Source organism: Myroides sp. TSA_177.3 (genome assembly GCF_052691955.1).
The window spans coordinates 266,432-280,468 of record NZ_JBQZGD010000001.1 but is presented as its reverse complement, the minus strand read 5'-3'; the positions used below and the strand labels follow the sequence as shown (position 1 = coordinate 280,468).

The following is a 14,037-nucleotide window of genomic DNA, read 5'->3' as shown; positions in this document are numbered from 1 at the left end:
CTTGTTCAGCTACTCTATTTCATTGAAATGTGTATATAGGTACTATTCAGGTGTGTTTTTTAGATTAATCGGCCGACTTTAATCCACAGATCCAGCAAATAAAGATAGCGCAGCTAATTCCTTATTTCTTCCGCACTGCATATCCTAATAAATCAACTCTTTTGAGTGATTTATTATTGTTTATGCATTACGATACTATTTATCACACCGTGTATTAACTCGTACAATTCAAAACGAATTGGCTCAACAAAATAGACAAACATGAAACAGTTATATTTAATCGTCTTGGGGGTAGTCACTTTATGCACCGCTTGCCACTCAGATCAAACAACTACAGACAGCGCCAATCCAGCGCAAACCGAGCCTACTATTTATGAGCACATCAGTGCTACCTATGAACAAAAACAACACGAACTCCCAAATAAAGCAACAGCTGGTTTTTGGGATTGGCTAAAAAGAGTAGCTTCGGCTGATGCAAAAGCCGCTGCTGCCTACGCCGTTAAAAAAGGAATGAAAAGCGATTGGAAAGAAGCTTTGCTTATTGGTGCAGCAGCTTCTGTAGGAGAAGCTGTTACGGTCAAAAAATCCATCCATGGAATTCAAAATACAGCTGAAGTAAAATCGTATCACGCCTTAGTTTTACCTAATATTCAACAAATTAAAACAGCAAATTTCAGTGCTAACTCAATGGATGATGCTGGATATTATCACTATGTATTGGTGAACGAAGTACTCAAAGATTCTACGCTTTCAACAATTCCTTCCAATGAGTTATTCGCTATGTTATATGATAAAATTTACCAGCAAGCTGAGCAATTAGGATTACAGGCATCCTATGAAAAAGATACTGCTGTTGCCTTACTAGAAAAAATAAATCAATTAGATGACAATGAAAGTGATACGTATTATGCCACCCTTTATCCATTTGAAAATAAGGAAGACTTAGCGCATTTTAAACCAATTGCTAAAATCTATACCACTACTTTTTTCCGACTCAATAATACCGCTCTTTTTACCGCTTATTCTAAAGAAATGGAGACTGCTGTACTAGCAGACGCAACCTTATCTCAACACGTAAAAGACGTATTATTACTGGAAATGGCCACCTATCGCTTTGGTAATACCTACTATTTTTCTGAATTTTAAATATTTTTTTGTTATTAAAAAAAAGGAGCCGTCTCATGATTTTGAGGCAGCTCCTTTGTTATTTTTATTTAAAACCAAGATTATTCTTCTTGGTTTCTTCCGTCTTTATAAATATCTGTACGATAATGTTCTTCTTCTCCATCTAAAATTTGGATGTAGGTTTTGTAACGCGACCAAGCCAATTCATCTCGATCTAAAGCGTCTTTTACTGCACAATGTGGCTCTTCTCGATGTAAACAGTTATTGAATTTACACTGATCTTTTAAGGCAAAAAACTCAGGGAAATAATCTCCGACTTCTTGAGGTGCCATATCAACAACACCAAATCCACGAATTCCAGGCGTATCTATAATCGCCGCGTCAAACGTTAAGTCAAACATCTCAGCAAACGTAGTAGTATGTTGCCCTTGTTGATGTTGCTCTGAGATTTGTGCAGTTTTCAGATTTAATCCAGGTTCAATCGCATTAATCAACGTTGATTTCCCAACCCCTGAATGCCCAGAGAACATCGATACCTTGCCAATCATACGTTCTTTAATCGCATCGATTCCTTTTGATTCTAATGCAGATACACGCAAACACTCATATCCTATTTGAGAATAGATGTATTGCAAATACAATTGTTCATCTAATGCATCTTCTGAATAGGTATCAATCTTATTGAAAACTAAAACCGTTTTAATTCCATATGCTTCTGCCGTAACCAAAAAACGGTCAATAAAGCTCGTTGTAGTCACAGGATTATCAATCGTAACAATTAAGAACATCGTATCGATATTCGAAGCGATGATATGTACTTGTTTAGATAAGTTTACCGATTTACGTACAATATAATTCATACGAGGCGCAATCTCGTGAATCACCCCAGTAGTTGCATCATTGGTTGTTTCTAATTCGAAAATAACATGATCACCTACTGCAAGGGGATTCGTACTTTTGATTCCCTTAATACGAAACTTTCCCTTGATGCGGCAATTGTAAAATTGCCCATCTTCACCTTTTACAAGATACCAGCTACCTGTTGATTTATAAACTGTTCCTTTCATAGGGCAAATATATTTTAAAATCCAGCCAAAAAAAAGAGACTAGGTAGAAAAATACCTAGTCTAATTCTGCTGTATTATTCACTTTCTGTTTTATTATTCTTTTCTATTAATCACCTGATCCTGACGGTAAATACTCTCTTGGTGGATGGCATTGTAAATAGTGCGAATAAATTCATCCGTAAATCCTAGGTGTTCTCCTTCTTTCATCATTTTTTCCACAATACTATTCCATCGTTCTTGTTGAAAAACAGCAACATTTTTGTCGCGTTTTAGCGAACCGATTGCATCGGAAATCATCATTCTCTTTTTCAACAGATCTAAAATTTTACTATCCATATCATCAATTTGAATGCGATAGGTTTGTAATTTCTGTAGGTATTCCTCCGTATCATCAGTGATATTGCGTAGTTTCAGTGCTTGAACAATGGTTTTCAGTTGTTCCGGGGTCACTTGTTGAGCAGCATCACTCCAGGCTTTATCTGGATTGCAATGTGTTTCAATCATCAACCCATCAAAATTCAAATCCAACGCCAACTGAGAAACCGCTAAAATGCGATCACGTCGTCCTGTAATATGCGAAGGATCACAGAAAATAGGAATATGAGGCAATTCTGATTTGATATCTAAAGGAATCTGCCATTCTGGTATATTTCTATATTTTGTTTTTTCATAAGTACTGAATCCACGGTGAATCAGGCCTAGCTTCTTGATATTTGCTTTTTCCAATCGCTCTAATCCTCCCATCCATAAAGATAAGTCTGGATTAATCGGGTTCTTCAGCATGACGATTTTGTCTGTTCCCCTTAAGGCATCTGCTATTTCTTGTACAGAAAAAGGATTCACAGCAGTACGAGCACCAATCCACAAGATATCGATGTCATTTTGCAAACACAAATCAACATGTTCTGCTGTTGCTACTTCTGTTGCTAACATCAATCCTGTTTCTTCCTTTACCTGTCGCATCCAGTCTAAACCAATTGCTCCCACTCCTTCAAATCCACCTGGTTTCGTTCTTGGTTTCCAAATTCCCGCACGAAATACTTTAACCTCTTGAGGCAAAGAGTGAGCGATTTGCAACAATTGTTCCGGTGTTTCAGCACTACAGGGACCTGCTATAATTGCAGGGGCTTGACCTTGAAAAGCAGTTAACCAATCTTTACTCATTTCTTACAATTTCATTTGATGCAAATTTACGAGTTATATTCTATAAAATGGGATTTAATCCAAAATGATAAAAGGTAAAAACCAGATAAAGCTCTTTTTGTTCTTTGTTTTTTATAATAATTAATACATTTACTTTTCATCAAAAATTCAACCTTAATGTCATTATTAACTTTTATCTTAATTATGTTTCTAGGTGCCTTTGCAGCTGGTTTTATCGGCTCATTATCAGGACTTGGAGGCGGTATTATTATAATCCCTTTACTTTCTGTTTTCCTCGGTGTTGACATGCATTACGCCATCGGAACAGCCTTAGTAGCTGTAATTGCAACCTCATCAGGTTCTGCATCGGCCTATGTTCGAGAAGGGATTACCAACATGCGATTGGGGATGTTCCTCGAAATTGCCACAACCATTGGCGCTGTAGTAGGTGCACTTATCTCAACCAATGCCCCTACTTCTTTACTCGCTATTATTTTTGGAGCCACCTTAATTTTTTCCTCCCTTAATTCGATTCGCAAAAAAGAAGACCATCTTGTTCTACCAGAACAAGGCAGTACTTTAGCTAAAAAACTCAAACTAGCAGGCAATTACCCGACAACTAGTGGCGAAAAAGTACACTATAGCATGACTAATATTCTTGGTGGATTTAGTATGATGGGCGTTGCGGGTATGATGTCAGGTTTATTAGGTATTGGATCTGGCGCCTTTAAAGTAATTGCAATGGATACCATCATGAAGGTTCCTTTCAAAGTATCTACCACAACGAGTAATTTTATGATGGGAGTTACAGCTATTGCCAGTTCGGTTATTTATATTCAAAAGGGGTATATTGAACCATCCATCTGTATGCCTGTTATTATAGGAGTATTAATTGGTTCTATGGTTGGTGCGAAAGTGCTAATGAAAGCCAACACCAAAAAACTCAAATTGTTTTTTGCGGTACTTATTTTCATCATCGCCTTGAACATGATTTACAACGGAATTACAGGAAAAATTTAAAGCCAAAACTATGAGTACAACTAAATTTACAGATAATCAATTACAAAGTATCATCGGGAATGTGTTGCGTTATGGCGTATTGAGTGCTTTAACCGTAACACTTCTGGGTGGAATTATTCTGTTAGCAAAAGATTCCCAACAAGTCGTTTCTTTCTCTACGTTTGTTGAAAAAGATCAAAATCTATTTGTTGTTTTTAAAACCATCTTTCAAGGGGTCAAGGAATGGAACGGAGAGTCGATTATTTTCTTGGGCATTTTGCTCTTGTTTTTAACACCCGCTCTGCGTTTACTCTTATCGCTCTTTTCTTTTATCCTCGAAAAAGACGCGATGTATGTTGTGATTACCCTAATTGTAATTGCAGTTATCATTCTTAGCGTGTCCTTCGGATTTTCTCATTAATTTACCTACATTTGTTTTTACTAACCTTCCATTATATATGTCTATTAAAGTAGAAAATATTAGTAAATATTACGGCGAGCAACAAGCGTTAAACGCCATCAGTTTCACGGTGCCTAAAGGGCAAATTGTAGGTTTCTTAGGTCCAAACGGAGCAGGAAAATCAACGCTGATGAAAATACTAACTACCTTTATTCACAGTGACGAAGGAGTTGCTTACGTCAACGAGTATAACGTAGCAACACAAGCAAAAAAAGTACAACAATCGATTGGTTATTTACCAGAGCATAATCCGCTGTATTTGGATATGTATGTCCGAGAGTATCTACAATTTAACGCTTCGATTTACAAAACAAAAAAAGAGCGTATTGAAGAAGTAATTACCTTGACAGGATTAACACCAGAAGCGCATAAAAAAATTGGCCAACTGTCCAAAGGATATCGTCAGCGTGTCGGTATTGCTACGGCTTTACTACACGACCCTGAAGTATTGATTTTAGATGAACCAACCACAGGACTTGATCCCAATCAATTGGTTGAAATTAGAGAGTTAATCAAAACGGTAGGGAAAGACAAAACGGTATTTCTTTCTACCCATATTATGCAAGAAGTAGAGGCAATTTGTGAGCGTGTTATTATCATTAAAAAAGGGCATATTGTTGCGGATCAATTCTTACACGAATTATTAGACAACCAACATGAACAAATTATCGCCGTAGAGTTTGACTTTAAGATCGAAATTGAATTCGTTAATCGAATTCCTCACCTCATCAAAGCCAATCATGTACACGATACACAATGGGAGCTTGTTTTCCCAACAGATCAGGACTACCGCGCTACAGTTTATGATTTTGCGCAACAGCAAGGGTTAAAAACGCTTTCTTTACAACCAAAGAACAAAAATTTAGAAAAACTTTTTCACGAATTTACAACTAGTGAATAATAGAAATAAAAAAAAGAGCCTAAGGCTCTTTTTTTGTTTTTTATCTAAAATAATCCATTGATTTCTGCATTGATTTTATCGATAATTAATCCTAAATCTTCAGGCTTATCTACAAAATCCATGTGATCAACATCAATGACTAATAATTTTCCTTTGTCGTATCCTTTAATCCAGTTTTCATAGCGATCATTCAACCCACTCAAATACTCAATAGAGATTGAATTTTCATACTCTCTTCCTCTTTTGTGAATCTGTCCCACTAAATTAGGCACTGTGCTTCTCAAGTAAATTAATAAATCTGGTGCAGCTACTAAGTCTTGCATCAAGTCAAAAAGCGTAGCGTAGTTTTTAAAATCTCGATTAGACATCAAGCCCATAGCATGCAAGTTCGGAGCGAAAATATGAGCATCCTCATATATCGTTCGATCTTGAATAATTGTTTTTCCACTTTGTCTGATTTGAAGCACTTGGCGAAAACGACTATTCAAGAAATAGACTTGTAAATTAAATGACCATCGATCCATTTGGTGGTAAAAGTCATCTAAATATGGATTATCAACCACATCTTCATAATGTGCTTCCCATCCATAATGTTTGGCTAATAAATCTGTTAGTGTTGTTTTTCCCGCTCCAATATTTCCAGCAATCGCTATATGCATTACGGTAATTTTATTTGATAATTATTTATTTTTTGCTCGGTAAAAATACTCAATTTTTGAGTGTTATAAAAGAAGCCTAAAATGCTTTTTACATCAACTGCAATTTCCCAAATCTTATTCTTCTCCATATCAACATAGTACAACTTATTTAGATACGAATAAAATACTTGTTTATTATTTACAATCTGAATGTGTTCATAATCCGTAGGCAATGCATAGTCCAATACTTCATTACCATAGATATCAATTCCTTTAATTTGATTCGTTGAAGTAATACGATACAAATAATTCAGAGTAGATTGATATGCTTTGATTTGATCCTCTTTAATTGTATAAATATTGCGTACTTCAAGCGTACTTAAATTATAGCGCACTACACTTTGATTGGCTTGGTTTACAATCCACAAGTTCTTTTGTGTGCTTGTAGCAATATAAGCAGGGTCCATTGCTGAGAAACGTCCTGTTAAATCAATGGTATTTAGCAGCGCTAATTCCTTACTCAATAAAACGATGGAATTAAAATCGCTATAAAACAAAACCGGAAACTGAGAATTGGTTAAATCAACCATTTTCAATGTACCAAGCTTAGGTAAGCTAAAGTGCTCTGAGCTGTATTTACTTCTTTTGCGCAAGATATTTTCTTCTTGTACAAAGGTATTGTCAAAAATATCTTTACTGAGAAAAACTTCTTTTTCCTTAAGCGTTTCACTATTTAAATACTGAGCTTGCAAAGATTCTTGAGCTGTTGCAACAAAACTACCGCAAAGAATAAACAAAGCGAATAACTTTTTCATATCTACTTTCGAGTATACGTTTGAAAAGTAAAAGCGTAGGCGTGTCGTTCATCTTGTGGATGATAACTCTCCTTTACCAATTGCCAATCGGAAGTTGAGAATTCAGGAAAAAACGCATCTCCTTCAAAAGAAGCGTGAATTTGAGTTAATTCTAATTTATCAGCGTAGTCCAAAGCTTGGCGATAGATTTCACCACCTCCTATCACAAACACTTCTTCTTCCTTTTGAGTAAGTGTTAGGGCTTCTGCTAAACTATGAACAACAATGCAATGTTCTGGGACAACGTAATCTTGTTGTCTTGTAATAATCACATGTGTACGATTAGGTAATGGCTTAGGAAACGATTCAAACGTTTTACGCCCCATTATAATATAATGATGAGAAGTTAATGTTTTGAAGTGTTTAAAATCATCTGGTAAATGCCAAATGATTGCATTGTCTTTTCCTAATACCTTATTCTCTGCAATTGCTGCTATTAAAGTGATCATTATTTACTGTTTTGAATCATCGTGATTTAAATCGCGTTTTACATCCACCAAAGGGAAATCCTTTTCCACTTTAGCTCGTAACTGTCTAATTTTTTCTTGTTGAATCGCGATTAATCGTTCAATTTCTCGCTCTTGCCAAGCAGGTCCCATAAAGCGATTAATAACTAATACATTAATCACGTGAAACAGGAGCAATAAGCCCCAAGCCCCTACCGCGTAAGTCCACCAAACGCCAACAATTTGCGGGTCTTTCACCCACATATTGATTCCGTATAGTACGATAGACCCTAAAAGAAAAACAACAAAGTGAAACAACAACATCTTGCGTTGTTTGATTCGATTCTTTGCGTATTCGTACTGTTTAATTGCTTCCGTTTTTTCCATAGCATTTTTGGATTAGAATTATACAGATACTTTACCTTTTATCGCAGGATGAGATACATAATCTTCTAGTGTAAAATCCTCGTAGGTAAAGCTAAAAATATCTTTTACAGCTGGATTGATTTTCATTTTTGGTAGCGCATAAGGTGTTCTACTTAACTGTAGATTTACTTGTTCAATGTGGTTGTTGTAAATGTGAACATCTCCAAACGTATGAACAAAATCGCCCACTTCTAAATCACATACTTGAGCAACCATCATTGTCAATAATGCATAAGACGCAATATTAAATGGCACTCCTAAGAAAACATCTGCACTGCGTTGATACAGTTGACAAGACAATTTTCCTTCTGCAACATAAAATTGAAAAAAGGAATGACATGGAGGTAAAGCTGCTTTATTATTCGCTACATTTTCAGCAAAAGAAACGCTAGTATCAGGTAATACGCTTGGGTTCCATGCAGAAACCATAATACGTCTACTATCTGGGTTATTCTTTAAGGTATCAATTACTTCTTTGATTTGATCAATTCCTTCTCCGTTCCAATTGCGCCATTGATAGCCATAGACAGGTCCTAAATCTCCATTTTCATCTGCCCATTCATCCCAAATACGAACCCCATTTTCTTTTAAATAAGCGATATTTGTTTCTCCCTTTAAAAACCATAAAAGTTCGTGGATAATGGATTTTAAATGTACTTTTTTAGTCGTTACCAAGGGAAATCCTTCTGCCAAATCAAAACGCATTTGATGACCAAAGATACTCTTCGTTCCTGTTCCGGTACGATCTCCTTTTTGTACGCCTTTATCTAAAACTTCTTGTACTAAATTTAAATATTGTTTCATTCTTGCCCTCCTTAATTAACTATGATCGCTTACTTATTTCGTCTCTAATTCTTGCTGCTGTTTCGTAATCTTCATTACCAATAGCTTCATTTAATAATCGCTGTAAATCTTGTAATCCAAATTTACTATAGCCTTTTCCTTCAATATCTAGTTCTAGAAATTGTTCTACTTGACTTGCGATATCGTCATCTGCAGGATCTTCCTCCTCTACTTCTGGGTTTCCACTTAAAATAATTCCTGCTTTATTCATGATATCAGGATAGGTGTAAATTGGAGCAAAAAAGCGAATTGCCAAAGCAATTGCATCGGATGTACGCGCATCCATCACTTCTTCAATTCCATTTTTTTCCCAAACTAAACTCGAAAAAAACACGCCATCCACTAATTTGTGAACAATAACATGCTTCAGTTGAATATCAAATGTATCGGCAAAACTTTTAAATAAATCGTGGGTTAAAGGTCTTGGAGGTCTAATTTCTTCCTCAATAGCAATGGCAATAGCCTGTGCTTCAAAAGCTCCAATAACAATAGGTAATTTTCGATCCCCATGCTCTTCATCTAAGATAAGGGCATAGGCACCATTTTGAGAATGGCTATATGAAATTCCTTTAACTGTCAGCTTAATCAAACTCATAATTATCTTTATAAAAACAAAAAACAGTAACTAAATCAAAGATAAACAATCTTTAGATTTTAGTTACTGTCTAAGTCAATTATCTAAATCAAAAAATGCTGATTATGCGTTTTTCGCTTTGAATTCTTTTAATTTCTCTACTAATTGAGGTACTACTTGGAAAGCATCTCCTACGATTCCGTAGTCTGCTACTTTAAAGAAAGGAGCCTCTGGATCTGTGTTGATTACTACTTTTACTTTAGATGAGTTCACCCCAGCAATGTGTTGGATTGCTCCAGAAATACCCACAGCGATATAAAGGTTTGCTGCTACTGGTTTTCCTGTTTGTCCTACGTGCTCTTCGTGTGATCTCCATCCCACATCCGATACTGGTTTAGAACAAGCTAATGCCGCTCCTAATACTTCTGCTAAATCTTCTAACATTCCCCAATTTTCTGGTCCTTTCATACCACGTCCACCTGATACTACGATATCAGCGTCAGCGATTGTTACTTTTCCAGATACTTTCTCTACTCCTTCTACTTTTAAGCTGAAGTCTGCATCATTTAAACTTGGAGCAAAATCTTCTGCAGCTGCAGCACCAGAAGTTTCAACCAATCCAAATGAATTTTTCCCTAAAGCGATTACTTTTACATCTGAAGTAATTTCAGTAAAATTAAATGCTTTATTTGAGAATCCTGTTCTTTTTACTACAAATGGCGCAGTACTTTCTGGCAAAGCAATTACGTTTGATGCAAAACCTGCATTCAATCCAATTGCAACTGCTGGAGCAGCGTATAAACTATCTGTTGAAGAAGATAATACAACTACTTTAGCACCTTCTTTTTGAGCTGCTTGTTTAATTACATCTGCATATGCTTTTGCGTTGAACGTATTTAATTTATCGCTAGATACTTTTAATACTTTATCAACACCATATTTTCCTAATTCGCTAACATCAGCAGCATTAACTGTTACAGCAGTAACCGTTGTTCCCATTGATTCTGCTACTTTTTTCGCATAAGAAGCTAATTCTAATGCTACTTTTTTAAATTTTCCTTCTGCTGATTCAGCATATATTAAAACTGACATACTTTTTCTTTTTAAGGTTAAAAACTACTAGATTAGATCACTTTTGCTTCGTTGTGTAACAAATTGATTAACTCATCTAAGTTATCAGGAGCAATCATTTTACAAGCTGATTTCGCAGCTGGTTTCTCGAATTTTACTGCTTTCGTTGCAGCATCAGCTCCAACAGGCTCAAGCACAGTTAATGCTTTTGTTCTAGCAGCCATAATTCCACGCATATTTGGAATACGTAGATCTTTCTCGTCTACTAATCCTTTTTGCCCTCCGATAACCATTGGTAATTTTCCAGATATTGTTTCTTTACCACCATCAATTTGACGGATTGCTTTTACAGCTGTTCCATCAACATCCATACCTTCGCATGAATTGATGAAGTCATATCCTAAGATAGCAGCTAACATTCCAGGAACCATTCCACCATTGTAGTCTAATGATTCTTTTCCAGCTAATACTAAATCATATCCTCCGTTTTTCACTACTTCAGCTAATTGCTTTGCAACGAATAAACCATCAGTAGGCACAGCATTTACACGGATTGCTTCATCGGCACCAATAGCCAATGCTTTTCTCAATGTAGGTTCTGTGTCAGCTCCTCCAACATTTACTACAGTAACTGTAGCTCCTTGTTTTTCTTTAAACCAAATGGCACGTGTTAATGCATACTCGTCGTTAGCATTGATCACAAATTGTACCCCATTTGTATCAAATTCAGCATCACCATTTGTGAAATTGATTTTTGATGTAGTATCAGGCACGTGGCTGATGCAAACTAATATCTTCATTATTATTATAGTTTTTTGTTTTACAATATTACTTGTGAACGAAAATAAGAATTAATTTCGAACTTTTTACTATGCAAGCATACTAATTTAGTTTGAATTAACCAAATAAAATTTACTAAATCGCCTAATAAGTCATAATCTTTATTGTGATTTTGTCCTTCAAATATTCATTCTTTGAAACAAAAGACAAAAAATTAAAAAGTTTGTAATTTCCAATTAGTCAAGATTCTATATTGATTGTAAAAAAAATGTGTTTAACTTATAATCAAACACATTTCATTTCTTCATTTACTTCATTTTAAAATTCAACATTAACGGCTAAATTTTCTCCTTCTGCTACGCCAATTTCTACAAGTCTGCCATCTTTAAATACTTGAACAGTCATCTTAGAAGCACTACTCTCTCCTTGAACAGCATGACCTGTAACAGCTACTGCTACAGGTACATCTCCTGCAAAAGAACGACTCCATCTTCTTCCATCATGATCCGTAACATTTGTTTCTCTATTTCCTTCTTTGATTTGAATACTCGTTATCCGAGCTTCTTCTGAGGTAGTTACCGTCACTTGATATCGCAGCGATTGCTCGACTTTCACCTCTAAATCTACCTCTTGTTTATGCCCATAAGCAACCATACCCATAGCGATAGCCAATACACTTAACGCTGTCATTTTCATTTTTTTCAACATAATTCACGGATTTTAAATTTATTTACAACTCTTACAATACGCAAGATTTTTCCTTTAAACCCTATATCAAAAAAACATCCATTTTCTCCTTTATATACTAAACTTATCAGTAATCGTACCTATATAGTTGAATTATATATTTAATCTTCTGCTCTCCTTTAAAAAGAGGATACCAATCATCTTTTTTTACCTCTACTACAAACAAAAAAAGAGTCCAGCAGGGCTGAACTCTTTCTTTTATATCTTTAGAAGCTACTATACTTCTTTCAAAAGTAAATTTGAATTACATTGAAATAGTTGCTACTAAAATACTTCCGTCTGCTTTTGATGTCTTCACGACTTTTCCGTCTTTTACCACTTCTAAGGTTAACACTCCTGCTTTATCTCCAGCATCAATTGTACCACCTGTAACAGAAACAGCTACTACTTTTTTTCCAGAGAAAGACTTAGACCATTCTTTTTTTCCAAGCTCTGTAATCGTTTCTGTAGCTCCATCTTCAACAACCACAATATTATTAATTAGCGCATTATCCGATGTTTTAGCTACAATTTCATATCCATCCCCACTTGATGAATTGTCATCACTATTACATGAATAAAGCCCCATTGAAACCATCGCACATACAAGTGCAACCTTTACCTTTTTCATCATACTTTCAAGTTTTTTTATTGTTTACAAGTACAAATAAAATGATGATTCGCAAATTGTACAACATTTTTTAACGAATCGGCAAAACTTCATCACCTTGCGTATTTTTTCCACAATCTCACCCCTACATCAGTAGCTAATTTTACAAAAAACTCACCCTTTCTCTCCTGATATCTCAACGATTCCCTTCCAAAATACACTACTTACTTTTTCCGTATTCTTATTCCTGTATTCGAGAAGTGCCGTTAAAAAAAACAAAACAGAAAGTAAGATAAGCGAGGTAAGGATATTTTTTCATACTTTTGCTCCTATTGAATAATTTTACGGAAAATAAGAACTTATGAGAACGATTCAATTTAGAGAGGCCGTATGTGAAGCTATGAGCGAAGAAATGCGTCGCGATGAAACCATATATTTAATTGGAGAAGAAGTAGCGGAATATAATGGTGCTTATAAAGCTTCAAAAGGTATGTTGGACGAATTCGGTCCTAAACGCGTAATTGACGCTCCTATTGCAGAACTTGGTTTTGCAGGAATTGGTGTTGGTTCCGCCATGAATGGAAACCGTCCAATTGTTGAATTTATGACATTCAACTTCTCTTTAGTAGGAATCGACCAAATCATAAATAACGCAGCTAAAATGCGTCAGATGTCAGGTGGTCAATTCAACATTCCAATTGTATTTCGTGGACCAACTGCTTCAGCAGGACAATTAGGAGCTACTCACTCTCAAGCTTTTGAAAATTGGTATGCAAACGTACCTGGATTAAAAGTTGTGGTACCATCTAATCCTTATGATGCAAAAGGTTTATTGAAATCTGCTATTCGCGATAATGATCCTGTGATTTTCATGGAATCAGAGCAAATGTATGGAGACAAAGGAGAAGTGCCTGAGGGAGAATATACTATTCCATTAGGAGTAGCGGATATCAAAAAAGCAGGTAAAGATGTTACGATTGTTTCTTTTGGTAAAATCATCAAAGAAGCATTAAAAGCTGCTGAAGAATTAGAGAAAGAAGGTATCTCTTGTGAAGTAATTGACTTGAGAACTGTACGTCCATTAGATCAAGAAGCAATTTTAACTTCTGTAAAGAAAACAAATCGCTTAGTAATCTTAGAAGAAGCTTGGCCATTCGGAAGTATCTCTTCAGAAATTACGTATTTAGTTCAAGAACAAGCATTTGATCATTTAGATGCTCCGATTCAAAGAATTACAACTGCAGATACACCTGCACCTTATTCACCAGTTTTACTTGAACAATGGTTGCCAAATGCAAACGATGTAATCAAGGCAGTGAAAAAAGTACTATACAGATAAACTTTTTTAAGTAAAAAAATATTGTATATTTGAAT

17 protein-coding genes are annotated in these 14,037 nt (G+C 35.5%); 5 read left to right on the top strand and 12 right to left on the bottom strand.

Annotated features, from left to right (window positions below; genetic code table 11):
* Positions 1-261 precede the first annotated feature (261 nt).
* Positions 262-1,146: a hypothetical protein gene (locus ACUTSE_RS01195; protein WP_445638923.1), complete on the top strand. Its 885-nt coding sequence runs from the start codon at positions 262-264 to the stop codon at positions 1,144-1,146.
* A gap of 80 nt (positions 1,147-1,226) precedes the next feature.
* Here ACUTSE_RS01195 and rsgA read toward each other — a convergent pair whose 3' ends face one another.
* Both rsgA and ACUTSE_RS01185 read right to left on the bottom strand, forming a co-directional pair.
* Positions 1,227-2,192: a ribosome small subunit-dependent GTPase A gene (gene rsgA / locus ACUTSE_RS01190; RefSeq protein WP_002990073.1), complete on the bottom strand. Its 966-nt coding sequence runs from the start codon at positions 2,190-2,192 to the stop codon at positions 1,227-1,229.
* 93 nt (positions 2,193-2,285) lie between these two features.
* Complete coding sequence (locus ACUTSE_RS01185) at positions 2,286-3,356, bottom strand: chorismate mutase (protein ID WP_445638922.1); 1,071 nt, start codon at positions 3,354-3,356, stop codon at positions 2,286-2,288.
* Positions 3,357-3,512: 156 nt separating this feature from the next.
* Here ACUTSE_RS01185 and ACUTSE_RS01180 point away from each other — a divergent pair, with 156 nt between their 5' ends.
* From ACUTSE_RS01180 to gldA, 3 genes are read left to right on the top strand one after another with little or no spacing between them, the layout of a single operon-like run.
* Positions 3,513-4,355, top strand: coding sequence for a sulfite exporter TauE/SafE family protein (locus tag ACUTSE_RS01180; protein WP_445638921.1), 843 nt, complete (start codon positions 3,513-3,515; stop codon positions 4,353-4,355).
* Between the two features lie 10 nt (positions 4,356-4,365).
* Positions 4,366-4,755: a DUF1634 domain-containing protein gene (locus tag ACUTSE_RS01175; protein ID WP_002990068.1), complete on the top strand. Its 390-nt coding sequence runs from the start codon at positions 4,366-4,368 to the stop codon at positions 4,753-4,755.
* Between the two features lie 37 nt (positions 4,756-4,792).
* The gene (gene gldA, locus ACUTSE_RS01170) at positions 4,793-5,695 is read left to right on the top strand and encodes a gliding motility-associated ABC transporter ATP-binding subunit GldA (RefSeq protein ID WP_115092518.1); all 903 of its coding nucleotides are present in this window, start codon (positions 4,793-4,795) and stop codon (positions 5,693-5,695) included.
* Between the two features lie 44 nt (positions 5,696-5,739).
* On the opposite strand, the gene ACUTSE_RS01165 is transcribed toward gldA, so the two are convergent.
* The 10 genes from ACUTSE_RS01165 to ACUTSE_RS01120 all read right to left on the bottom strand — a co-directional run bounded on the left by ACUTSE_RS01165 (position 5,740) and on the right by ACUTSE_RS01120 (position 12,687).
* A complete protein-coding gene (locus ACUTSE_RS01165; protein ID WP_002990065.1) occupies positions 5,740-6,354 on the bottom strand; it encodes a deoxynucleoside kinase in 615 nt (204 codons plus the stop codon).
* Positions 6,354-7,148, bottom strand: coding sequence for a hypothetical protein (locus ACUTSE_RS01160; RefSeq protein ID WP_445638920.1), 795 nt, complete (start codon positions 7,146-7,148; stop codon positions 6,354-6,356). Before ACUTSE_RS01160 ends, ACUTSE_RS01165 begins: the two co-directional genes overlap by 1 nt.
* A 2-nt stretch (positions 7,149-7,150) precedes the next feature.
* Positions 7,151-7,636 carry a dihydrofolate reductase gene (locus ACUTSE_RS01155; RefSeq protein ID WP_445638919.1) on the bottom strand — a complete coding sequence of 162 codons (486 nt, stop codon included), beginning with the start codon at positions 7,634-7,636 and terminating at the stop codon, positions 7,151-7,153.
* A 3-nt stretch (positions 7,637-7,639) separates the two neighbouring features.
* Positions 7,640-8,020: a 2TM domain-containing protein gene (locus tag ACUTSE_RS01150; RefSeq protein ID WP_115092515.1), complete on the bottom strand. Its 381-nt coding sequence runs from the start codon at positions 8,018-8,020 to the stop codon at positions 7,640-7,642.
* 18 nt (positions 8,021-8,038) lie between these two features.
* The gene (locus ACUTSE_RS01145; protein ID WP_002990059.1) at positions 8,039-8,863 is read right to left on the bottom strand and encodes a thymidylate synthase; all 825 of its coding nucleotides are present in this window, start codon (positions 8,861-8,863) and stop codon (positions 8,039-8,041) included.
* A 19-nt stretch (positions 8,864-8,882) separates the two neighbouring features.
* Positions 8,883-9,497: a bifunctional nuclease family protein gene (locus ACUTSE_RS01140; RefSeq protein WP_002990056.1), complete on the bottom strand. Its 615-nt coding sequence runs from the start codon at positions 9,495-9,497 to the stop codon at positions 8,883-8,885.
* A gap of 102 nt (positions 9,498-9,599) precedes the next feature.
* Positions 9,600-10,568 (bottom strand): electron transfer flavoprotein subunit alpha/FixB family protein, encoded by a 969-nt coding sequence (locus ACUTSE_RS01135; RefSeq protein WP_445638918.1) that lies wholly within the window; start codon positions 10,566-10,568, stop codon positions 9,600-9,602.
* A gap of 32 nt (positions 10,569-10,600) precedes the next feature.
* Positions 10,601-11,347: an electron transfer flavoprotein subunit beta/FixA family protein gene (locus ACUTSE_RS01130; protein ID WP_002990051.1), complete on the bottom strand. Its 747-nt coding sequence runs from the start codon at positions 11,345-11,347 to the stop codon at positions 10,601-10,603.
* 298 nt (positions 11,348-11,645) lie between these two features.
* A complete protein-coding gene (locus ACUTSE_RS01125) occupies positions 11,646-12,035 on the bottom strand; it encodes a hypothetical protein (RefSeq protein ID WP_445638917.1) in 390 nt (129 codons plus the stop codon).
* A gap of 283 nt (positions 12,036-12,318) precedes the next feature.
* The gene (locus tag ACUTSE_RS01120) at positions 12,319-12,687 is read right to left on the bottom strand and encodes a hypothetical protein (protein ID WP_445638916.1); all 369 of its coding nucleotides are present in this window, start codon (positions 12,685-12,687) and stop codon (positions 12,319-12,321) included.
* 337 nt (positions 12,688-13,024) lie between these two features.
* On the opposite strand from ACUTSE_RS01120, the gene ACUTSE_RS01115 reads away from it, so the two are divergent.
* On the top strand, positions 13,025-14,002 hold the full coding sequence (locus ACUTSE_RS01115; protein ID WP_002990040.1) for a pyruvate dehydrogenase complex E1 component subunit beta: 978 nt from the start codon (positions 13,025-13,027) through the stop codon (positions 14,000-14,002).
* Positions 14,003-14,037 lie beyond the last annotated feature (35 nt).